Genomic DNA, 21,629 nt, shown 5'->3' with positions numbered 1-21,629 from the left:
GGTTATGCTTCCCTGACCGCGGGTCGCGGGAGCGCCGCGCGGTCGTCGACGGATCGCAACCTTAGCCACTCACGCGACGAGGGGGAAGTGGCGGTTCCCGCAGGCAGGCGGGGTACGGCCGCGCAGAGACCGTGACCCAGGGCAGATTCCGGTGGGCGCTCGCGCTGGTGGCCATCAGCGCGTTCATGACGCAGATGGACAACACCATCGTCACCAACGCGCTGCCCACGATCATGTCCGATCTGCACATGTCCAAGGGCTCGCAGGAATGGGTCGCGACCGGCTACATCCTGATGTTCTCCTGCCTGCTGATCGCCGGCGGCCGGCTGGCCGACATCTACGGCACCCGCACCGTCTTCATCACCGGCATGTCGATCTTCACGGGGGCGTCCGCGCTCTGCGGGTTCGCCTCCGACGACGTCGTGCTCATCGCCGCCCGCATCGTCCAGGGCGGCGGCGCGGCGCTCGCGCTGCCGTCCGCGCAGGTCGTCATCACCGTCGGCCGCACCGACAAGCAGCGCTCCATCGGCAACATCGTGTGGATCGCCGCGGCGGGCGGCGCGACCGCGTTCGGCCCGGCCATCGGCGGGTTCATCGTCCGGCACTTCCACTGGAGCTGGATCTTCCTGATCAACATCGTGCCGGGCGTGCTGGTGATCGTCCTGGCCGCGGTGGTGCTCACCCAGAAGGGCGAGAACCGGGCGTCCCGCGTCGACCTGCCCGGCGTGCTGATCTCCGCGACGATGCTGTTCGCGCTGATCTACGCGCTGGAGGTCGGCCGCAAGCTCGGCTGGGACTCCCCGACGGTGCTCGGCGTGTTCGCGCTCGCCGGCATCGCGCTCGTCTGCTTCGTGGCGGTGGAGAACTGGGCCCCCGACCCCATGATGGACCTGCGGTTCTTCCGCAACCGGGTGTTCGTCGGCGGCCTCGCCTCGCAGATGCTGTGGGGCATCGGCTTCAACGGCCTGCTCTTCTACTCGTCGATCTTCATGCAGCGGTTCCTGGAGTTCTCGCCGCAGCTCGCCGGGCTCGTCATGCTGCCGTCGGCGGTCATCGTCATGGTGTTCACCCCGGTCGCGTTCTGGCTGTCGGCCAAGACCGGGCCGCGGCCGACGATCGCGGGCGGCATGGTGCTGATGGGCGGCGGCATGTTCCTGTTCTCCCGCATCCAGCACGGCGACGGGTTCCTGCAGCTCATGCCGGGCGTCCTCACCGTCGGGCTCGGCTCGGCGCTCTGCATGCCGATCGTCATGTACATCCTGAAGGCGGTGCCCGAGCGCAAGGCGGGCACCGCGAGCGGCATCATCAACGTCATCCGGGAGGCGTCCGGGGCGTTCGGCATCGCCATCATCGGCCTGCTCATCCACGCGATCCCGCCCGACACCGGCGCGACCGCCGAGCAGCTGGAGACGTTCCGCAGCGGCACCGCGGCCGGCCTCACCGTCGGCGCCGTCCTGGTGATCATCGGGGCGGTGATCAGCGGGACGACGCTGCCGAGCCGCCGCGGCTGGCTCGGGCCGAAGCACGGCAAGGGCGGCCCGCTCGCCCTCGACGACGATGACGAGCCGGAGATGGCGGTCGCGCTGGAGCCGACGCCGACGCTCCAGCCGCTCCTCACCGCGTCCGCCGAACCGCACCCCCACCCGCGCGAGGCGCACGCCTACCCGCGCGAGCCGCACCACCCGCCCGTGCCGCGCGAGGCGCCGATGCTCGCGGCGCCCGTCCCGGACGAGCCCGCCCGCCACCTCGACCCCACGCTGACGCCCTACGATGGCCTGCCGGTGCTGCCCAAGGCGTCCTACCCCGTCCGGCCCTACGTGCCGCCGCGCGGCGCCGGCGGCGAGTGGCCGCCGCCCCCGCCGGAGGGCTGGTACGCCCCCTACCGGCCCGACGAGGACGCCGCCGCGCCCGCCGCGGAGGAGCCGCCGCGCGACGCCCGCCCGCCGCGCCCGCGCGGCGACGCCTGGTGATCCCCCGACACCCCTTGAGAGGACCGCGGTGAGCCGCACAGTCGTGATCTTCGCCGCCGGGTCGCGCGGCGACGTCCAGCCCTGCGCCGCGCTCGGCCGCGAGCTCGCCGCCCGCGGCGACCGCGTCCGGCTCGTCGCGAGCGCCCGCTACGCGCCGCTCGCGCACCGCGCCGGGCTGGAGCTCGCGCCGCTGAGCGCCGACCCCACCGAGATCATGGACTCCGACGCCGGGCAGGAGCTGCTCGCCGGCGGCCGCGACCCGGTCCGGTTCCTGCGCGGCTTCCGCCGCATCCTCGGGCCCGTCGCCGAGCGGCTCCTCGGCGAGTGCCTGGACGCCTGCAAGGGCGCCGACCTGATCCTCGGGCCGACGCTCGGGCTGATGCCGAGCCACTTCGCCGAGCACCTCGGCGTCCCGTGGGCGCTCATGCACTTCCAGCCGAGCCAGCCGACGGGCGCGTTCGCGCATCCGTTCCTGCCGCGGGCCGCCCGGCTCGGCGCGCGCGCGAGCCGCGCCAGCTACGAGGCCGTCGACCTGCTCGCCTGGCAGCTCGCCCGCCCCTTCATCAACCCCTGGCGGCGCGACGTCCTCGGCCTGCCGAAGCTGCCGGTCCGCTTCCCCCGCCCGGACGTGCCGGTCCTCGCCTGCTTCAGCGGGGCCGTCGTGCCGCGCCCCGCCGACTGGCCCGCGAACGTCCACCTCACCGGCTACTGGTTCCTCGACGAGCCCGCGTGGGAGCCGCCCGCCGAGCTCGCGGAGTTCCTCGCCGCCGGGCCGCCGCCCGTCTACGCCGGGTTCGGCAGCATGGTCCCCAAGGACGCCGAGATGACCGGCCTCACCGTCCGGACGGCGCTGAAGCTCGCCGGCGTCCGCGGCATCGTGCACGGCGACCCGGCGACGTCCGACGAGCGGATCCTCGCCGTCCGCGACGTCCCGCACACCTGGCTGTTCCCGCGGACCGCCGCCGTCGTCCACCACGGCGGCGCCGGGACGACCGCCGCCGGGCTGCGCGCGGGCGTCCCGACCGTCGTCTGCCCGTTCTTCGGCGACCAGCCGTACTGGGGCGAGCGCGTCGCGGCGCTCGGCGCGGGACCGGCCCCGCTGCCGTTCAAGGACCTGTCCGTCCCCGCCCTCGCCCGCCGCATCCGCGCCGCCGCCGGCACCCCGGAGATCGCCGAGCGGGCCGCCGCGATCGGCGCCCGCGTCCGCGCCGAGAACGGCACCGCCCGCGCCGCCGACCTCCTCGCCTGATCAGGCGGGGCGGGCGCCCAGGGCGCGCATCATCAGGGGCCAGGCGGTGTGCATCTCGCGCTGCCAGTAGGGCCAGGCGTGCCGTCCGGGGCCGTACAGGTGGGACGTCACCGGGATGCGGCGGCGCCGCGCCTCGGCGACGAAGTCCCGCACCGTCGCGCCGACGGCGCGCTCGCTGACGTAGCCGACGTCCCAGGGCGCCGTGCCGGGCTTGTCGTAGGGGCCGGGACGGCCGGTCGTGCCGGACGACACGTACAGGCCGGTGCCGCGCATCCGCGGCAGCAGCTTGATCGGGTCGTGCGCGTCCCAGTTGGCCTGGTCGATGCCGGGGACGCCCCAGATCGCCTCCGGCCGCTGCCCGGAACGCAGGTTCGTGTACATCAGCAGCATCGGGATGCCGGGACGGCTCATCGACAGGACACCGCTGAAACAGGCCGCGTACCGGAACGTGCCCGGCGACCTTCCCGCGTAGGTGCAGGCGCCCTGACCGCCCGACGACAGGCCCATCGCCGCGCGCGCGCCGCCCGCGTGCCAGTTGCGTTCGGCGAGCTGGCGGACCTCCAGCAGGTGGAAGTCCTCCCAGCGGGGACGGCCGCCCTTCCCGCCGTTGTACCAGTTGGTGTAGGAGCCGTTGGCGCCCTCGGGCATCACGACCATGACGCCCCAGCGGCGCGCGACCCGCTCGATGTCGGTGCTGCGCGTCCACGACACGTAGGTGTCGTTGCCGCCGTGGTAGGCGTAGACGACGGGCCAGCTCTGCGCCGACCGCTGCTTCCAGCCCTTCGGGACGAGGACGCGCACTTTGGCGTCCCTGCCGAGACCGGCGGAGCGGACCGTCGCGTCGAACGTCGTGCGCGCCTTGTCGAGCCAGCGGAACGCCGTGACGGACGAGCCGTCGTCCGCGCGGACGGGCGCCGCCGCGCGGGCGGGCGCCGCCGTCAGCGGAAGCAGCGCCGCGCAGGCGGTGAGGGCCGCCGCCGCGTACCGGTGCGCCTCATCCGTCATCCTCTTCTTCCTCCACCGTGGCCCAACGCCAGCCGTAGCCGTCCGGGTTAGGGACTATTTCACGGCGCGTGGTCGTGCGGCGGCTTTTCGTGACGTCCGGCTGCCCGTCGGCCCACGGGGACCAGCGGACGTCGGCCTGCGTCTCGGTGGGGTCGGGCTCGGGGGCGGGGGCAGGCTCGGGCTCCGGGGGGAGGGGCCGGGGCGGGGCGGCGTGCCGGGGGCGGTGGGCCGCCGGTTCGGGGCTCGGCGCGGCGGCGAAGCGACCGTCGTCCTCGGGGAGCGCGGGACGGGCGTGGGCGCCGTTCGGGCGGGGACGCCGCTCGGGGACGGGCGCGGCGACGGGCACCGGGGCCGGCGCGGGGGTCGTCGCCCGCTCCCAGCGCATCGCGTACGGCAGCGGCTGCTCGCCGGGCGGCCGCGCCCCGCCGGCGCTGTGCTCGCGCAGGTCCATCTTGGCGTGCAGCTTGGCGAGCGGGCCGGGCAGCCACCAGTTCGCGGCGCCCATGAACCGCATCGTCGCCGGGACGAGCAGCGACCGCACCAGCACCGCGTCCACGGTGACGGCGACGAACATGCCGACGCCGATCAGCTTCACCACGGTGATCCCGGCCATGCTGAACGCGCCGATGACGATGAGGAACAGCAGCGCGGCGCTGGTGATGATCGAGCCGGTGTGCTGCATGCCGGACGCGACGGCGACCCGGTTGTCGTGGGTGCGGTCCCACTCCTCGCGGATCCGCGACAGCAGGAACACCTCGTAGTCCATCGACAGCCCGAACACCACCGCCAGGATGAGGATCATGCTGGTGGCCTCGACGCCGCCCGTCGGGGTGAAGTCCAGGACGCCGGCGAGGTGCCCGTACTGGAACCCCCACACGATCGCGCCGAACGAGGCGCCGATCGACAGCACGTTCATCACGATCGCCTTCAGCGGCAGCACGATCGACCCGAAGAACATGAACAGCAGCAGGAACGTCGCGACCGCCACGAAGACCGCCATCTTGGGCAGCGTCCGCATCAGGCTGGACATGAGGTCCATCTGCGCGGCGGTGCTGCCGCCGACGTCGATGTGCATGGGGGTGCCGCCCTTGTCGAGCGGCGCGTCCCCCGACGTCAGCTTCATCGTCCGGATCGTCTTGACGAGGTCCTGGGCGCGGGAGTCCATCGGATCCCACTTGTGCGTCACCGATATGCGGACGCCGCCGTACTCGCCGTTGTAGCCGCTGAACTCGGCCTGCGTGACTCCCGGCAGCGCGGCGAGGCGCTTGCGGAAGTCGGTGAGGTAGGGCGGGATCGGGTCGCCCTTGCCGGACGGCCGCCAGTGCCGCGGGATGAGGTCGCCGGACACCACGACGTCGATGGGCTCGGCCGAACCGCTCGGGAAGTCGGCCTTCACCGCCTCCATGACGACGCGCGTCGGGCTGTCCTTCGGCAGGACCCGGAAGTCGACGCTGCCGAACCGCACGTTCAGGAACGGCCCGAACATCACGCCGAGGATGACCAGCACGACCGCGAAGTAGGGCAGCGGGTGCTTCATGACGCTCTTGCCGAGCCGGTACCAGAACCCGGACTCGGGGTCGCGCCGCGCGCGCTTGGAGTTCGGCCGCCGCCACGGCATCCGGCCGCCCTCGACCTTGGTGCCGAGCAGCGCCAGCATCGTCGGCAGCAGCACCGTCGCGCCGAACACCGCGACCATGACGGTCGCGATGCCCGCGAGGCCGATCGTCCGCAGGAACATCTGCGGGAACAGCAGCAGGCCCGCGAGCGCCGCCGACACCGTCACGCCCGACACCATGATCGTGCGGCCGGCGGTGGCGAGCGTCCCGGCGAGGGCGCCCTCGCGGACCGGCATGAGCGCGGCCCGGTACGCCTTCTTCGCCGCCTTCCGCTCGGCCCTGTCCTCGATCCGTTTCCAGGGTCTCCCGGGTTCCAGGCCGTGCGCCCGCATGCCGGTGTCCATCTCCTCGCGGAACCGGCTGACGATGAACAGCGAGTAGTCGATCGCGAGGCCGACGCCCATCATCGTCACGACCTCCAGCGCGAAGGAGGTCACGTCGGCGGCGTAGGTGACGAGGTTCAGGACGGCGAGGCCGCCGATCGTCGAGAAGATCGCGACGCCGAGCGGCAGCATCGCGGCGACGACGGCGCCGAACAGCACGACCATCAGGATCGCCAGCGGCAGCGCGGTCGTCAGCTCGGCGGTGACGATGTCGGTGACGACCTGCTCGCCGAACTCCTGGCCGAGCGGCACGGCGCCGCCGACGCTCGCGGTCACCGGTCCGGCGGGCGGCGCCAGCAGCGCCTTGATGTCGGTGTAGTTCTTCATCCGCTCGGCGTCGTCGTCGCCCTGCAAGCGGATGGTGACGAACGTCTTGTGCCGGTCGCTGGAGGCGAACTGCGCGGCGGCCTTGGCGTCCTCGAACGACCAGTACGACATGATCTCGTCGACCTGCGCCTTCGGCAGGCGCGCGACCGTCGGGACGACGGCGGCCTCGAACCGCGGGTCCTGGACCGTCAGGGTGTCGCTCTCGTAGAGGACCAGCACGTCGGGATTGGTGCTGCCGAAGTAGGTGGCGCCCAGCTTGGCGACCAGCGTCGAGGACGAGCGCGGGTCGTCGAACCCGCCCGCCTTGAACTTCCCGAGCACGCCGACGCCGAAGACGGCGGCCCCGCCGGTCAGCAGCAGGATCAGGACGAGGCTGATCCAGCGCCCTCGATGGACGAGCCGTCCGAGCCCCGCGAGCATGATCCTCCTAAATCGGGATGGCCACCGGAATCCTACGGATCCCGGTGGCCGCGCGGGTCGCCCGCGCCCCCTTGCGTGCGTGGCCCTACTTGCGCGAGGCGATCCGGGCGGCGCTCGTCGGCAGCGCGCCGTCCAGGTAGCGCTGCCGCGTCGCGGCCCGCGCGATCTTGCCGCTGGAGGTGCGGGACACCCCGCCCGGCTCGATCAGCAGGAACTCCTTGACGCTCATCTCGTGCTCGACGTTGACCGCGCCGCGCACCGCGTCCGCCACCTCGGCGAGGTCCAGGCGGGCCAGCGGCACCCGCCGGTTCCGCTCGGCGACGATCACCAGCTCCTCGGTGCCGGAGCCGGTGGCGACGGCGAAGGCGGCGACGTGGTCGGGGCGGACCGCCTCGTGCGCCTCCTGCGTCGTCACCTCCAGGTCCTGCGGGTAGTGGTTGCGGCCGTCCACGATGATCAGGTCCTTGATGCGGCCGGTGACGTACAGCTCGCCGCCGTGCAGGACGCCGTAGTCGCCGGTCTTCATCCACGGCCCGGCGGGCAGGTCGCCCGGCTCGGCGAGCTCGCCGCCGAAGGTGTCCTGGCTCCGCTCGGAGTTCCGCCAGTAGCCGGGCGCGGTGTTCGGGCCGTGCACCCAGATCTCGCCGACGGTGCCGTCCGGCTGCTCGCGGCGCGTCTCCGGGTCGACGATCGCGACGTACTGGCCCTGCGGCCCCCCGCACGACACGAGCGCGCTCGCCCGCTCCGACCCCTCGTCTGCGAGGGTCAGGACGCCCTGGGTGAGGGCGTCGCGGTCCACGTGCAGGATGCGCGGCGGCGCCGGGTCGGCGGCGGCGGTCACGAACACCGTCGCCTCGGCGAGGCCGTAGCCGGGCGCCTGCGCGCCCGCGTCGAGGCCCGCCGGGGCGAGCGCGTCGGCGAACATCGCCAGCGTCGAGGTGCGGATCGGCTCGGCGCCGTTCAGGCAGGTCGTGAGGCCGCTCAGGTCCAGCTCGGCGAGCTTCTCGGGCGTCACCATGGACGCCACGTACTCGTAGGCGAAGTTCGGGCCCGCGGTGTAGACGTTCTTGGCGGGGCGCTCGGCGATCAGCTCCAGCCAGCGCACCGGGTTCATGATGAACGACACCGGGTCGGTGTAGATCGCGTGGTCGCCGGACACCATCGGCAGCGCCATCGTCGCGATGAGGCCCATGTCGTGGAACAGCGGCAGCCAGCTCACCAGCTCGGGGTCCGGCTTCTCCGGCGCCCAGCCCGACCAGAGCTGCATGGCGTTGGACGTCACGTTCCCGTGCGTGATCTCCACGCCGGCGGGGCGGCGGGTGGAGCCGGAGGTGTACTGCAGGTACGCCAGGTCGTCGAACCCGATCGGCTCGTCCGCCCAGCCGTCGGCGAGGCCGAGGTCCAGCTCCTCCGCGAAGATGATCTCCTTGGGGGCGGGCACGTCCTGGTCGGCGAGGAACTTCTCCACGTGCGGCAGCGAGTTCCGCGACGTCACGATGACGGCGGGCTCGGAGTCGCGGTAGGCGCCGATCAGCCGCTCGGCGTGGCCCGGCAGGTCCGGGGAGAACAGCGGCACGGCGACGACGTGCGAGTACAGCGCGCCGAGCATCGTCACCATGTAGTCGAGCGTCTGCGGCAGCAGCAGCGCGGCCCGGTCGCCGGGCTCGGCGACCTGCCGGAGCCGCACCGCCATGGCGCGCGCCCGGCGGTCGGCCTCGGCCCAGGTGAGGGTGATGTGCACGCCGGCCGGGTCGGCGGAGTAGTCCACGAAGGTCCAGGCCGGATCGCCGGCCCTCTCGGCCGCCCAGCGGGGCAGCCGCTCGATGAGCGGCACGCGCCCGGCGCCTCCGGGCTGGAGTTCGGGAAGCAGCGAGCCCAGTGCCATGGATGTATCTCCCGGGGGGAAAGAGGAAGCGGCGCGCGGGGCAGGGACCGCGCCGCCGGCCGTGCGCCGGATCCCGGCGGCCCGCCTCCGGGCGGGCCCCGCCGGCACGGCAGCGATCGTGCAGCGTGAAGCTACCGGATGGTAGCGAGCCGAGGGTATTGGCTGTGCGCCACATTCACGAGACCGGAGTTTGTCATGGAAGTGACAACCCGCCACCCCCGCACGGGGCCTCCCGCCCCGCCCTTGCACACCAACGCCCAGCCTGCGAAGACACCCCGCCGACACCCCGCTCCCCGCGCTCCGGACCCTACCCCCGCCCCTCCCACCCCGCACCACCCGGAACCCACGCCAGAACCACCCCCGTGCCGCGCCCCGACCCGGCGGACTCCCACCCCCGGCACGCCGCCCCGCGCCCGCCCCTCCCGCCGGCTCCGAGCCCGATCCGGCTCCCATGGGCCGATGGGCAGCCGAAACCCCACAAAAAGCCGCCGCACGCTCACGCGCCCACACGGCCACCGCCCTCACGACCACCCGGTCACCCCACGTTGAGATGCGGCGTGTTGGGCACTTTCGATCTTTGAAGTGCCCAACACGCCGCATCTCAACGGTGAATGACCGGGTGGTCGTGGGCGGCGGCGCTTCTGGAGGGGCGCGGGACGCGTTCTAGGCGCGGCGGAAGGGGAGGCGGCGGCGCGGGCGGGTGGTCGTCGCGCGGGTGCGGGCGGCGCGGGCGCCGGCGGCCGCCATCCGGCGGCGCCAGAAACCGAGGCAGGCGGCCAGCCAGAGCAGGCCGACCTCGGCCACGATCGTGATGCCGAGCACGACGGCCCAGTCGGTGCCGTCGCCCTCCTCGGTGCCCGACGGCGAGATCAGGGTCATCTGGCTCTCCCCCGCGACGTTCGCCGGGGCCTGCGCGCCGAGCGTCGGCAGGATGCCGCTGGTCGGCATGTCCATCGGCGGCCCGTTCACGGGCGTCGGCAGCGGGACGGCGGGCAGGGTGAACTCCGGGCCGGGCGCGGTCTGCGGCTCCGGCAGGGCGGCCGCGGGGGCCGGCAGGGCGGGTGCGGGTGCGGGCAGGGCCGGGGCGGGCTCGGGTGCCGGGGCCGGAGCGGCGGGGCGCGCCGGAAGCGGAGCGGCGGCGGGGGCCTGGACGTCCGGGGCCGCCGGAGCGGGAAGAGCGGGTGCGGGCAGCAGGGGCGCCATGGGGCGCGCCGCGTGGACGGGCGGCTTGGGCGCGCGGTGCGGCGTCCGGGGCGTCGCGGGGGCGGGCGGGGCCTGCGGCGTGGGGGGCGGTGGCGTGATCAGCGCGCCGTCGGTCTTCGCCGGGGGCGGGGTCGCGGGGCGCGGGGTCGTCGTCTTGCCCGAGGGGGCGGGGACGGGCCGGGTGCTGTGGGCAGGTGCGGCGGGTGGGCGGGCGGCGTCCGGCTGGGGCAGCCGGACGAACGTGACCGACTCGCGTTCCGCGTTGGACGCGGCCGCGACCGCGACGAAGCGCCGTGTCCCCTGGGGGGCCTTCGTGGACGCGGTCTCGTCGGGCGTGCTCGCCGTCCGCTTTCGGACGGCCTCGGCGGGTACGCGGACCGAGACCGGCACGCGGAACGGCCGCGCGAGGTCGCCGAGGCGGCAGCGCAGCGGCTCGTTCGGCCGGGCGGGAGCGCAGCCCTCGGGCGTCGCGGTCCACGCGAGCGGGCGGGCGGCGACGAGCAGCAGGGTCGCGGCGCGCGCGACGCCGCCGTCCGGCCGGACCTCCACCCGGTAGTCGAAGACCCGGGCGCCGGGCTCGTCGCGGCGTCCCCGCAGGTCGACGGCGGTGGCGAGGCGGACGGTGCCGGCGGGCGACGCCGGGAGCGACGCCGAGGCGTCGGCGGACGGCGGGGGCGTCGTGGCGGCGCCCCTCGGCGCCGGGGGCGGTGCCGTGGCGCCGCCGGACGTCGCCCAGGACGCCTCGGACGTCGCCTCGGTCGTTCCGGACGCCGCCGGGGACGGGCCGGAGGCGGCGGGATCCGGGCCGGCGGACGGCGGCCCGGCGGCCGCGTCCGCGATCGGCTGCACGGCCAGCACGCCGCCCAGCATGACGGCGCCCCAGCGCCGGACCGCCCTCGCTCGCACCCGTTCGTCCCCTCCGTCGATGGTCCTTCGGCCCGGGGGTCGGCACGTGACTCTGACTGTTCATATCCCGTCGGTCACGTTCGGTAACGTCCCGCACCGCTTTCGCAGAGTGAAATCGGCTTTCCGTAGAATCGGGTGATCGCGACGACGAGGGGGCAGCGGTGGCGGAGGCCGTACGGTCGCTGGAGCGCACGTTCGAGCTGCTGGAGCACCTGGCCGACGCCGGCGGGGAGCTGGCGCTCTCCGAGCTCGCCGAGGCGTCCGGCCTGCCGATGCCGACGATCTACCGGCTGATGCGGACGCTGGTGAACCACGGCTACGTCCGGCAGGAGCCGTCCAAGCGGTACGCGCTCGGGCCGCGGCTCATCCGGCTCGGCGAGGGCGCCGGGCGGATGCTCGGCTCCTGGGCGCGGCCCGCGCTGAAGCGGCTGGTGGACGAGCTCGGCGAGACCGCCAACATGGCCGTGCTGGAGGGCGACGAGGCGGTGTACGTGGCGCAGGTCCCGTCCCGGCACGCGATGCGCATGTTCACCGAGGTCGGGCGGCGCGTCCAGCCGCACTGCACGGGCGTCGGGAAGGCGCTGCTGTCGCAGCTGCCCGACGACCGGGTCCGCGCGATGCTGGCGCGCACCGGCATGCCGGCGCACACCCCGCGCACCTTCACCGACCCGGACGCGCTGCTCGCCGAGCTGGCCCGGATCCGGGCGCAGGGCTACGCGCTGGACGACGAGGAGCAGGAGGTCGGCGTGCGGTGCGTCGCCGTCCCCCTGAAGGGCGCGCCGTCGCTCGCGGCGCTGTCGGTGTCGGGCCCGACGAGCCGGATGACGCACGCCGCCGCCGAGGCGGTCGTGCCGGTGCTGGCCGAGGTCGCCGCGGGCTTCGTGCGGGAGCTCGCCCCCGCCTGACGCCGTGCGTGCGAACGGCCCATGACCGGAGGGTCATGGGCCGTCGCGGAGCGGACCGGGGCGCGGTCAGTCGACGACCTCGCCGACGACGGCCGTCGGGCGGCCGCCGCGCTCCCAGGAGACGAACTCGCCGGCGGCCTTCACCAGCACGGCGGCCAGCCAGAGGGCGACGCCCGCGTCGTCGGCGACGCCGGCGACCGGGATGACCTCGGGCACGGCGTCGAGGGGCGACACGATGTAGACGAGGCCGAGCGCGAGCAGGCCGAGCGTCCCGAACGACAGCCCCTTGTAGTCGCCGCGCACGACGGCCTTCAGCATCCGGGGCACCGCGCGGGCGCGCTCCCAGAGGCCCGGCGCGTCCGCCGGGAGGGTCTCGCTGTAGATCTGCCACGCCTGCCCGGCGGCAGCGGCACCGCGCTTCCTGTCCACGACCCCTCCTTCGCACGATCGGTGGGGCGTGCCCCCGCAACGCCCACGACTACCTAAGACGCGCTAAAGCGGGCGATTGTTCCTCGTTACCTCAAGTTACTTTTCCATTACTCACACGCACGGGCTGCGGCGATTCGGCCGCATTTCCCGGCGTCCGCTGGAAACATGAGCCTTCGGGAGTCCCCGTCCGCCGCGGGGGCGCTCCCGCCTGCCCCTCTGCCTCTGGAGCTGACGCGGGACCATGACCGGCGAACCTGCGAACACCACCGAGACCGCCCCGCCCGAGGCCGCGGTCGCGGTGCGCGGCGCCGCCGCCGGCGCCGCCTACGTGGCGCTGCCGCCGACCGCCGTGGACGCCCGCCCGGCGGGCCGGCCCGGCGAGGCGACGGAGCTGATCGCGGCGTGGCCGGGCTTCGACCCGCCGCGCACCGCCGCCGCCCTCGCGGCGGCCATGCCGATGACCGGCGTCCCCGCCTGGCGCGTCTACCTCGACCTGCCCGCCGCGGCGCGCCCGCCGGCGGGGCTCGGCTCGGCGGCGTTCCTGGAGACCGAGGGCGTGCACGCCTACGCCACCGCCGTCCGGCGGGCCGCCGAGAGCCTCCCGGACGTGCTCGCCGCGCTGCGCCGCGACCTCGGGCTGCCCGACGGCCCGATCGGGCTCGCCGGGTTCTCCGCGGGCGCCGCGGCGGCGCTGCTGGTGCTCGCCGCCGGCGACGTGCCGGTCAGCACCGCCGCGCTCGTCGCGCCGGTGGTGTCGCCCGGCCGCACCGCCCGGCTGCTGGAGCAGCGGGCGGGCCGCGAGCGGGCCTGGACGGCCGAGGCCGCCGAGCTCGCCGAGCGCCTCGACCTCGGGACGCTCGCGCCCCGCATCGCCGAGCGCGACACCGCGCTGCTGCTGATCGGCGGCGCCAAGGACCGGATCGTCCCGCCCGCCGAGACGACCGCGCTCCGCGACACGCTGCGGCGCGGCGGCATGGGCGCCGTGGAGGCCGCCACGTTCCGGATGGGGCACGCCCTCGCCGCCGAGCCGGGCACCGAGGCCCGGCCGCCGATCACCGAGGCGGTGCGCGTCGACGGGGTGCTGTCGGACTGGTTCCGCGAGCGGATCGCCGACCTCGACGCCCCGCCCGCCGGCGAGACCCGCGCCGACCTGCGGCCCGTCCGCCTCGACCTGGAGCACGCGGCCCGCCACAACTAGCGGGCCGCGCGCCCGGTCAGCCGCGCGAGAGCACCTCGTAGCGGACGCCGATGACGCCCGACCCGAGCCCGCCGACCCGCTTCATCGCCGCCGTGGACAGGTCCAGGCAGCGGCCGCTCACGTACGGGCCGCGGTCGTTGATCCGCACCACCACCGAGCGGTCGTTGCCGCGGTTGGTGACGCGGACCCGCGAACCCATCGGCAGGGTCTTGTGCGCGGCGGTGAGCTCGCCCGGGTCGAACGCCTCGCCGCTCGCGGTCATCTGCCCCTCGCCGTAGAACGACGCCTCGCACGAGCCGCTCGCCAGCACCCTCGCCTTGCGCGTCTTCTTCGGCTTCGGCTTCGGCGTGGCCGTGGCGGTGGAGCGGGGCGCGCCGCGGCTCGCGCGGGACGGTGTGGCGCGCGGCGCGTCGGCGACCGGAGCGGTGGTGGCGGCCACCGGCGCGGGCGCGACCTGCGCGGCCTCGCCGGACGGGCCGCCGGTGGACGCGAGCGCCCACGTCCTGGCCCCGGCGGCGGAGACCGCGACGGCGGCGCCGGAGGCGACCAGGAGCGCGCGGGCGCGCTTGCGCGGACGGTGCTTACCCGTGGTGCTGCCCACAGAGAGGGTCCTTTGTTCGGGGACAGTGCCCCGGACGCCCGGCAGCGGACGGCGCGCCGGCGTGCGGCGTCCGTCGATGCCCGTGTTGTCGCTTCGCGGCGCGTTCAGGCGACTGCGGCGCCTGCGCGTACGTCACCGCGCGAGTCGGCCCGCCGGGGTAGACGACCCCGCGAGCGCCCGCCAATGTGCCCCCCGATGGGGCGCTTCACCGCGTGGTCGCGGTTTCCGGCGTCCGGCCGTGCGGCTGCCGTTCCGGCGCACCGGGCTCATTCGGCGCCGCACAAGTCCTCGACCGTACGTCGCGATTCACGGGAAGCAACCCGGGACCGCCCGTTTGTGGGTTTTGTCACCTGATCTCCAGCGCAGCGCCACAGATCCACCGCACCGCGTGAACAGAAGGGCGGAGAAACGCCGGAGGGGGCGCCCCGGAGCCGCTCCGGGGCGCCCCCTCCGGGCGCGGGTCTCGTCCTACGGGCGCGGTCAGCCCTGCCCGACCGGCGGCAGGCCGGGGACGGTCGGCAGCGCCTGCAGCCCCGGCAGGTTCATGCCCGCGGGCAGCACGTTGAGGTTGCCGACGGGGTTCGAGGCGGGCATCGCGGCGCGCATGCCGCGCTGCGCGCCGGAGGGCAGGACGCCGTTGGCGAGGCCGCCCTGCGGCAGCAGCCCGCCGGACAGCAGGCCCTGGGAGCCGTCGCGGGGCGCGTCGGCGCGGTCGTTGCCGGTGAGCTTGTTCAGCAGCTTGTCGAGGCCGCCGTCCGGGCCCTGGCCGTCGCGGCGCGCGCGCATCCCGCGGTCCGCGTCCCGGCCGGCGCTCTGCGGCAGGATGCCGGTGCCGGGCAGGCCGTTGCCGGTGACGGCGTTCGACCGGGAGACGAGGTCGTCGCCGAGGTCGCAGTGCGCCTTCAGCAGCTCGTGGTCGCCGCGCTGCCGGGCGCCGCCGCCGGCGGTCGCGCCGTGCACCGCGTGCCCGGCGTCCTGGAGGCAGTCGGTGGCGATGCCGGTGCGGCCCTCGGCGCCGTTCGCGGGCGTCAGCGCCTTGTGGACGGTGCCGCCGACCTTGGCGAGCGGGCCGTCGGTGTCGGCGGGGACGTCCGTGCGCGCGCGCCGCCCCGGCGCCGGCGACACGCCGTCGAGGCCGTCGAGGGTGCTGGCGGTGAGGCCCTCCAGGGTGCCGTTGAGGTCGGTGCCGTGCAGGTCGGCGCCGCTGCCGTCCGTCACGCCCCCGCTCCGCGCGCCCGGCTGCGCGAAGCCGGTGCGGACGCCCACCTCGGCGGGCGGCGACAGCCGGGTGGCGTCCACCGGCAGCACCCGGCCCTGGACGGTCTGCGCGACGGCCGTGTCGACGACGTCCGCCGGGCCGGTGGCGGCGTGGGCGGGCACCGACGAGGCGGCGACGGCGGCGAGGAGGGCGGCGGGCGTGAGCGCGGTCAGGCGCAGCAGCTTCTTGAAGGTCGCGTTCATGGTTCCCCCGGGATGTTCGTGTCGACCCTGGCGGTGCGGGCGCCGGACGTGCCGGCGGCCCCGTTGCCGGACCGGCGTCCGCACCATCGAGCCGGGACGCTAGTACACCTCCGCCGCCCCGCACGGCCTTTCTCCGAGGAAAAGGGGAAAGGCAAAAAGATCTACAGGAATGGCGGCGGAGCCCCCGTCCGCGCCCGTACATAAGGCGACATCGGGCGAGAATCGGCCGGTCGCCATGGGGTCGCCTTGACGGCCCTCTGGTCCCGAATTGGAGGCGGGAGAAAAGCGGAGGCGCCCGGAACACGTTCCGGGCGCCTCCGCTTTTTACCTTTCCGCTACGCCTTTACGAGGAGGCGCCGCCGAGGCTGATCGCCTCGTCCACCTCGTGCTTGCGGACGGCGAGCTCGCGCTCGTGCCGCTCCCGGTCGACGCTCTCGGCGATCTCCTCGTCCTGGCGCATGAGCGCCTCCAGGTCGGCCTTGGCGTTGTCGAGGACGCCCATGTCGGCGTAGGCCGCCTGCACCTTGTCGCCCCACAGGCCGACGTCCTTGACGCACGGCACGATGCGGCTGAACAGCAGCGACTGGTACAGCGTGTACATCGGCGAGCTGTCGACGTACTCCATGCACTCCTTCATCGGCATCCCGAGCGTCTCGAAGACCTCGCGGCCCTTGAACCGGTCGCGCATGAGGTAGCAGCCCTCGACGACGAACTCCTCGCGCTCGGCGCGCTCCTTGCTGGTGAGCTCGGCGTAGTAGTCCTTCAGCGCGAGCCGCCCGAACGCGACGTGCCGCGCCTCGTCCTGCATGACGTAGGCGAGCAGCTGCTTGACCAGGGGGTTGGTCGACAGGTCGCGGTAGACGCCGAACGCGGCGAGCGCGAGGCCCTCGATGAGCACCTGCATGCCGAGGTAGGGCAGGTCCCAGCGGGAGTCCTCCAGGGACTCGGCGAGCAGCTTCGCGAGGTCCTGGTTGACCGGGTAGTACATGCCGATCTTCTCGTGCACGAACTTGGCGTACAGCTCGACGTGCCGCGCCTCGTCCATCGTCTGGGTGGCGGCGTAGAACTTGGAGTCGAGGTCGGGCACCGACTGCACGATGCGCGCGGACACGTTCAGCGCGCCCTGCTCGCCGTGCAGGAACTGGCTGAACAGCCAGGCGCCCTGGTGGCGGCCGAACTCGTCGCGGTCCTGCTGCGACATCTTGTCCCAGATCGGCGAGCCGACCAGCGGGTTGAACTCCTCGGGGAGGCCCGCGACGTTGTTCGGGTCCACCTCCAGGTCCCAGTCGATGCGCTTCTGCGCGTCCCACTGCTTGTCCTTGCCCTTCTGGTACAGGTTCAGCAGCCGGTCGCGGCCGGCGTCGTACTCCCAGGTGAAGCGGGTGTCACCGCCCATCGGGACGTTCCAGGTCTCGTCCGGGACGGGGGTGGCGTACAGGTCGTAGGAACTCACGGGGGGCAGTCCTCCTCGACGGGGGGTGGAGCACGCGCCTGGCGGCTTTACATCTCTTAGTAACATGTAAACCCCGGCCCTGAACAGGCCCAGGGTCAAGAAGGCGGGCCGCCCGCCGCGCACGCGGGATCCGGCACGGCGCGCAGCACGGCCCAGACGACCTTGCCGCCGGACGCCAGCGGCTCGGCCCCCCACGCCGCGGCGAGCAGCCCGACCAGGGCGAGGCCGCGGCCGCCCGTCGCCTCCGGGCCCGGCCGCCGGACGACGGGCGGCTCCGCGGACGTGTCGCGCACCTCCAGCGCGGCCCCGCCCGCGCAGCGGAAGAGGCGGACGACGATGCCGTCGCCCGCCCGCGACCCGTGCCGGTAGGCGTTGGTGACGAGCTCGGACGCGACGAGCTCGGCGGCGTCGGCGCTCGCCCAGTCGAGCCCCTGCGCCTCGAACCAGCGGACCACCCAGTCCCGCGCCGCCCCGACCGACGCGGCCGCCGCCGCCACCTTGAGGACGGTCACCCCCTCCCCCAGCACGGACGGACGGGCGACGCACTGCGCGTTCTTCATGGCGACCACCTTCGGCTGCGGAATTCTGCGATGACCGACATGCGAACACCCAGAGCACTACGATCGCTACGTTCCGTTCACATCCCGCACGAATCGCGATCATGAGGAGTAAGGTGCGCGAACTCGATCCCGCCCGCTCCCTCTGGGATCTGGCCGCCTTGGAGGTGTCCCGCCAGCGGTACTGGGCGAGCCTGACAATCACGGCGTTCGCGGAGCTGATCGGTTGCGACCGTTCGACCGTTTCCCGCATCGAGTCCGGCGGACTGCGGCTGTCCCTGCAGATCGCGGCGGCGATCGACGAGACGTTCGCCGCCCGCGGCCTCTTCACCTGTCTGGTCGGGCATGCGAGCGCGCGCCGGGAGGGCAACTGGATGCCCGGTCTCGCGGATTACGAGAAGCGCGCCAGCCGGATCCGCATGTGGGAGCCGACGCTGGTCCCGGGCCTCATGCAGACCCCCGCGTACGGCCGCGCCGTGCTGGAGGCCGCCGAGAAGGCCGGCCTGCTGACGGACGTGGAGGGCGAACTGGAGTTGCGGATGGCGCGCCAGCGAGCCGTGTGGGAACGCGAAGGCGGTGCCCCGCGCATGTCGGCCGTCGTTTCCTGGGCGGTGCTCGAACTCCCCGTCGGCGGTCCCGGTGTGATGCACGACCAGCTCGCGCACCTGCTGGCCCTGTCCGAGCGTCCTCGCGTCTCCGTGCGCGTGGTCCCCAAGTCGGCCGGCGCCCATACCGGTCACGACGGCCCGCACAAGCTGCTCAGCGTGGGCGGGCGGGACGTCGCCTTCAGCGACGGGGCCGACTGGGGCGGTCTCGTCCTGGACCTGGAACGAGTGGAGCGCTTCGCGTTACGGTGCGAGCAGATCGGCGATCTGGCAGCTCCCGTCGACCGGTCACGGGAAATGATCACGAGAGCGATGGAGTCCCATGCCGAACTGGCGTAAGGCGTCTCGCAGCAACACCACCGGCTCCGACTGCGTCGAGCTGGCCGAGCTGGGCGGCGCGATCGGCGTCCGCGACAGCAAGGCCCCGAACGCCGGGCACCTCGTCCTCACCAAGCCAACCCTGGCCCGTCTTGTCGCAGCGGTGAAGTCCCATGCCGAACTGGCGTAAGGCGTCTCGCAGCGGTCCCGAGGGCAACGCCTGCGTCGAGCTGGCCGAGCTCGGCGGCGCGATCGGCGTCCGCGACAGCAAGGCCCCGGACGCCGGGCACCTCGTCCTCACCAGGCCGACCCTGGCGCGCCTTGTCGCAGCGGTGAAGTCCCATGCCGAACTGGCGTAAGGCGTCTCGCAGCGGTCCCGAGGGGAACAACTGCGTCGAGCTGGCCGAGCTCGGCGGCGCGGTCGGCGTGCGCGACAGCAAGGCGCCGGAGGCCGGGCACCTCGTCCTCACCAAGCCAATCCTGGCGCGCCTCGTCGCGGCGGTGAAGTCCGCCTGACGTCCGCGCAGGCCGGTGACCGGGGGGTCATCACTCGTTGACTTGCGGCGTGTTGGCCTCTTGAAACGTTTCAAGAGGCCAACACGCCGCAAGTCAACGGAGGGTGACCGGGGGGTCAGCGGGCGAACTTGGCGCGGGCCGCCGGGGTGACGGGGGTGAAGAAGTTGACCAGGTTCCCGTCGGGGTCGCGGAGCAGCAGGGACCGGTTGCCCCAGGGCATCGTGGTGGGTCCGGCGACGACGTCGGGGACGACGTCGGCCAGGTCCCGGTGGACGCGGTCCACGTCGTCGACGAGGAACTCCGTGATCACGCTGTGGTTGTCCGCCGGGCGGGCGGAGCCCGGGGCGAACAGCGGGACGGTGCGGGTGCCGGCGATCGCGAGGGTGGCGCCCGCCGTCTCCAGTTCGGCGAAGTCCTCGGTGGCCCACGCCGCCCGCGCCCCCGTGGCCCGCTCGTAGAACGCGACGAGGCGCGCGACGTCGCCGGTGATGATGCGGATCGAGACGAACTCCATGGGGATCTCCTCAGCCGTGCCGGATGTCTGCACGTCGCAGGCTAGGAGGGATAGTGGACAGAACCGGTCCGCTATCGCCGCTAGGCTGCGCGCATGTCCCGGCCCACCGCACGCGTGCTGACGCTCCTGGAGCTGCTCCAGTCGGGCGGCACCCGCACGGCGGCCGAGCTCGCCGACCGGCTCGGCGTCGAGCGACGCACCGTGCGGCGGTACGTCGACCGGCTCAACGAGCTGGACGTGCCCGTCGAATCGGTGCGCGGCCGTTACGGCGGCTACCGGCTGGCCCCCGGCTACCGGCTGCCTCCGCTCATGCTGAGCGACGACGAGGCGCTGGCCGTGCTGCTCGGCCTGGTCGCCGGCCGCCGGGCGGGCCTGGCGCCGGCGGAGCGCGCGGCGAACGAGACGGCGGCGGCGAAGATCCGGCGGGTGCTGCCCCGGCACCTCGCCCGCCGGCTCGACACCCTCCTGGAGGCGCTCGCGTTCACCGACCGCCCCGGCGGGTCCGGCGCCCCGGACGCCGGGGTCCTGCTGACCCTCGCCGAGGCGGTGCGCGACCGCCGGCCGGTCGCGATCCGCTACACCGGACGCGACGGGCGGTGCGGTGAGCGCACCCTGCACGCCTACGGGATCGTCGCCCATGCGGGCCGCTGGTACGTCACGGGCGAGGACGCCGGGATCGGCGCGGACCGGACCTTCCGGCTCGACCGCATCGCGGACGCGCGGGTCCTGCCCGGCTCGTTCGCGGCGCCCGCCGGCCCCGGACCGGCGGAGCGGGTGCTGTCGGGGTTCGCCACCGCCGGCTACCGGCACGAGGTGGCGTTGCGGATCCACGGGACGGTCGCGCAGATCCGTGCCCGCCTTCCCGCCGGCGTCGCGACCCTTGAGGAGGACGCGCCCGCCGCCGGGGGCGACGAGGAACGCGAGCGCTGGCGGCGCGTCGGGCTGCGGGCGGAGCGGCTCGACTGGCTGCCGCCGGTGCTCGCCTCGCTCGACCGGCCGTTCGCCGTCGAGCGCCCCGCCGAGCTGCGCGACCTCGTCGCCGCGCTCGCCGAGCGCCTCGCGTCCTCCGCCCGCCGGACCTGACGGCCCCCTCTGTCAGCGGCCGGGGCGGGCGGGCGCCGCGAAGGTCAGGGCGCCTCTCCTCAGGGACGGTGCGCGGGCGGGTGCGGGACGCTTTCGGGCGCGGCCGTGCCGAGGCCGCTCAGGAGGTTCAGGGCGTCGGCGGTGGGGCTGCCGGGGGCCGCCGACAGGACCAGCAGCTCCATGCCCGACGCGTCGGGCAGCGCGAAGTTCTCCTGGTGGAGTTCGAGCAGGCCGACCAGGGGGTGCCGGTACGCCTTGCGGCCGTGGGTGCGGGCGCGGACGTCGGCACGCGCCCACAGGCGGCGGAAGCGCTCGCTGCCCATCGCCAGCTCGCCGACGAGCGAGGCGAGGCGCGGGTCGTCCGGGTACTTGCCGGCCGCGAGCCGCAGGTGCCCGACGACGTCGAGGGTGCAGGACTCCCAGTCGGCGTACAGGCCGCGCTCGTCCTCCTCCAGGAAGATGTGCCGGGCGGTGTTCAGGCCCTTCGGGTCGCGTCCGTAGAGGAGCCCGGCGAGGCGGTTGCCGGCGAGCACGTCCAGCCGGTGGTCCATGATCAGCGCGGGGGCGCCGGCGACCAGGTCGAGGACGCGCGACAGCTCCGGCCGGAGGCGCCCGCCCGGCGCCTTCGCGCGGCGGCGGCGCTGGCGGGCGAGCCGGTGCAGGTGGCCGCGCTCGGTGTCGTCGAGGCCGAGGACGCGGGCGAGCGCGTCGAGGACCTGCTCGGACGGCTGCGTGGCGCGGCCCTGCTCCAGCCGCACGTAGTAGTCGACGCTGACGCCCGACAGGTGCGCGACCTCCTCGCGGCGCAGCCCCGCGACGCGGCGGCGGGCGTCGACGGGGATGCCCGCCGCGCGGGGGTCGACGCGGGAGCGCCGGGTGCGCAGGAAACCGGCCAGATCGTCCATGAGGCCCAGTATCGCCGCCGCGGCGCGCGGGAGGGTGGCCCTGCCGTTCCCAGGAAGTCCCGTCCGACGGAAACGGCGCCCCTGAACGGCGCGGCCGCCGCGGACCAGCATCGAGGGCGA

General features: G+C 74.4%; 20 protein-coding genes. 9 read left to right on the top strand and 11 right to left on the bottom strand.

The window, feature by feature from the left end:
- Nucleotides 1–131: 131 nt before the first annotated feature.
- Together K1Y72_RS11425 and K1Y72_RS37125 are read left to right on the top strand one after the other, a co-directional pair.
- Nucleotides 132–1,970 carry an MFS transporter gene (locus K1Y72_RS11425; protein ID WP_220165888.1) on the top strand — a complete coding sequence of 613 codons (1,839 nt, stop codon included), beginning with the start codon at nt 132–134 and terminating at the stop codon, nt 1,968–1,970.
- Between the two features lie 28 nt (nt 1,971–1,998).
- Nucleotides 1,999–3,219, top strand: coding sequence for a glycosyltransferase (locus tag K1Y72_RS37125; protein WP_220166206.1), 1,221 nt, complete (start codon nt 1,999–2,001; stop codon nt 3,217–3,219).
- Here the strand turns inward: K1Y72_RS37125 and K1Y72_RS11415 are convergent, their stop codons facing one another.
- The 4 genes from K1Y72_RS11415 to K1Y72_RS11400 form a co-directional block, all read right to left on the bottom strand.
- Nucleotides 3,220–4,224 (bottom strand): alpha/beta hydrolase, encoded by a 1,005-nt coding sequence (locus K1Y72_RS11415; protein ID WP_220165887.1) that lies wholly within the window; start codon nt 4,222–4,224, stop codon nt 3,220–3,222.
- The gene (locus K1Y72_RS11410) at nt 4,214–6,970 is read right to left on the bottom strand and encodes an MMPL family transporter (protein WP_220165886.1); all 2,757 of its coding nucleotides are present in this window, start codon (nt 6,968–6,970) and stop codon (nt 4,214–4,216) included. Before K1Y72_RS11410 ends, K1Y72_RS11415 begins: the two co-directional genes overlap by 11 nt.
- An 85-nt stretch (nt 6,971–7,055) precedes the next feature.
- Nucleotides 7,056–8,855: a fatty acyl-AMP ligase gene (locus tag K1Y72_RS11405; RefSeq protein WP_220165885.1), complete on the bottom strand. Its 1,800-nt coding sequence runs from the start codon at nt 8,853–8,855 to the stop codon at nt 7,056–7,058.
- A gap of 663 nt (nt 8,856–9,518) precedes the next feature.
- Nucleotides 9,519–10,964: a hypothetical protein gene (locus K1Y72_RS11400; protein WP_220165884.1), complete on the bottom strand. Its 1,446-nt coding sequence runs from the start codon at nt 10,962–10,964 to the stop codon at nt 9,519–9,521.
- 161 nt (nt 10,965–11,125) lie between these two features.
- Here K1Y72_RS11400 and K1Y72_RS11395 point away from each other — a divergent pair, with 161 nt between their 5' ends.
- Nucleotides 11,126–11,869, top strand: a complete 744-nt coding sequence (locus tag K1Y72_RS11395; RefSeq protein ID WP_220165883.1) for an IclR family transcriptional regulator — start codon at nt 11,126–11,128, stop codon at nt 11,867–11,869.
- 66 nt (nt 11,870–11,935) lie between these two features.
- Here K1Y72_RS11395 and K1Y72_RS11390 read toward each other — a convergent pair whose 3' ends face one another.
- Nucleotides 11,936–12,298 (bottom strand): YkvA family protein, encoded by a 363-nt coding sequence (locus K1Y72_RS11390; RefSeq protein WP_220165882.1) that lies wholly within the window; start codon nt 12,296–12,298, stop codon nt 11,936–11,938.
- 241 nt (nt 12,299–12,539) lie between these two features.
- Between K1Y72_RS11390 and K1Y72_RS11385 the strand changes: the two genes are divergently transcribed.
- Nucleotides 12,540–13,496 (top strand): hypothetical protein, encoded by a 957-nt coding sequence (locus K1Y72_RS11385; RefSeq protein ID WP_220165880.1) that lies wholly within the window; start codon nt 12,540–12,542, stop codon nt 13,494–13,496.
- 16 nt (nt 13,497–13,512) lie between these two features.
- On the opposite strand, the gene K1Y72_RS37120 is transcribed toward K1Y72_RS11385, so the two are convergent.
- The 4 genes from K1Y72_RS37120 to K1Y72_RS11365 all read right to left on the bottom strand — a co-directional run bounded on the left by K1Y72_RS37120 (nt 13,513) and on the right by K1Y72_RS11365 (nt 17,571).
- Complete coding sequence (locus tag K1Y72_RS37120; RefSeq protein ID WP_220165878.1) at nt 13,513–14,097, bottom strand: septal ring lytic transglycosylase RlpA family protein; 585 nt, start codon at nt 14,095–14,097, stop codon at nt 13,513–13,515.
- 480 nt (nt 14,098–14,577) lie between these two features.
- On the bottom strand, nt 14,578–15,558 hold the full coding sequence (locus K1Y72_RS11375) for a hypothetical protein (protein ID WP_220165877.1): 981 nt from the start codon (nt 15,556–15,558) through the stop codon (nt 14,578–14,580).
- Nucleotides 15,559–15,901: 343 nt separating this feature from the next.
- Complete coding sequence (locus tag K1Y72_RS11370; RefSeq protein WP_220165875.1) at nt 15,902–17,011, bottom strand: ferritin-like domain-containing protein; 1,110 nt, start codon at nt 17,009–17,011, stop codon at nt 15,902–15,904.
- A gap of 95 nt (nt 17,012–17,106) precedes the next feature.
- The gene (locus K1Y72_RS11365) at nt 17,107–17,571 is read right to left on the bottom strand and encodes an ATP-binding protein (protein WP_220165874.1); all 465 of its coding nucleotides are present in this window, start codon (nt 17,569–17,571) and stop codon (nt 17,107–17,109) included.
- Nucleotides 17,572–17,684: 113 nt separating this feature from the next.
- On the opposite strand from K1Y72_RS11365, the gene K1Y72_RS11360 reads away from it, so the two are divergent.
- From K1Y72_RS11360 to K1Y72_RS11345, 4 genes are read left to right on the top strand one after another with little or no spacing between them, the layout of a single operon-like run.
- Nucleotides 17,685–18,512, top strand: coding sequence for a helix-turn-helix domain-containing protein (locus tag K1Y72_RS11360; protein ID WP_220165873.1), 828 nt, complete (start codon nt 17,685–17,687; stop codon nt 18,510–18,512).
- Nucleotides 18,496–18,681 (top strand): DUF397 domain-containing protein, encoded by a 186-nt coding sequence (locus tag K1Y72_RS11355; protein ID WP_220165872.1) that lies wholly within the window; start codon nt 18,496–18,498, stop codon nt 18,679–18,681. The genes K1Y72_RS11360 and K1Y72_RS11355 overlap by 17 nt, the downstream gene beginning before the upstream one ends.
- Nucleotides 18,665–18,850 (top strand): DUF397 domain-containing protein, encoded by a 186-nt coding sequence (locus tag K1Y72_RS11350; RefSeq protein ID WP_220165871.1) that lies wholly within the window; start codon nt 18,665–18,667, stop codon nt 18,848–18,850. The genes K1Y72_RS11355 and K1Y72_RS11350 overlap by 17 nt, the downstream gene beginning before the upstream one ends.
- Nucleotides 18,834–19,007, top strand: coding sequence for a DUF397 domain-containing protein (locus K1Y72_RS11345; RefSeq protein ID WP_220165870.1), 174 nt, complete (start codon nt 18,834–18,836; stop codon nt 19,005–19,007). Before K1Y72_RS11350 ends, K1Y72_RS11345 begins: the two co-directional genes overlap by 17 nt.
- Before the next feature lie 115 nt (nt 19,008–19,122).
- On the opposite strand, the gene K1Y72_RS11340 is transcribed toward K1Y72_RS11345, so the two are convergent.
- On the bottom strand, nt 19,123–19,521 hold the full coding sequence (locus K1Y72_RS11340) for a VOC family protein (RefSeq protein ID WP_220165869.1): 399 nt from the start codon (nt 19,519–19,521) through the stop codon (nt 19,123–19,125).
- A 93-nt stretch (nt 19,522–19,614) separates the two neighbouring features.
- Here K1Y72_RS11340 and K1Y72_RS11335 point away from each other — a divergent pair, with 93 nt between their 5' ends.
- Complete coding sequence (locus tag K1Y72_RS11335; protein WP_220165868.1) at nt 19,615–20,604, top strand: helix-turn-helix transcriptional regulator; 990 nt, start codon at nt 19,615–19,617, stop codon at nt 20,602–20,604.
- A 59-nt stretch (nt 20,605–20,663) separates the two neighbouring features.
- On the opposite strand, the gene K1Y72_RS11330 is transcribed toward K1Y72_RS11335, so the two are convergent.
- Complete coding sequence (locus K1Y72_RS11330) at nt 20,664–21,509, bottom strand: helix-turn-helix transcriptional regulator (protein ID WP_220165866.1); 846 nt, start codon at nt 21,507–21,509, stop codon at nt 20,664–20,666.
- Between the last annotated feature and the right edge of the window lie 120 nt (nt 21,510–21,629).

It is taken from the genome of Actinomadura parmotrematis (genome assembly GCF_019458805.1).
Taxonomy (GTDB): Bacteria; Actinomycetota; Actinomycetes; order Streptosporangiales; family Streptosporangiaceae; genus Spirillospora; species Spirillospora parmotrematis.
Note: the sequence above shows the minus strand (reverse complement) of the source record. Positions and strands in the feature narration are given on the sequence as shown.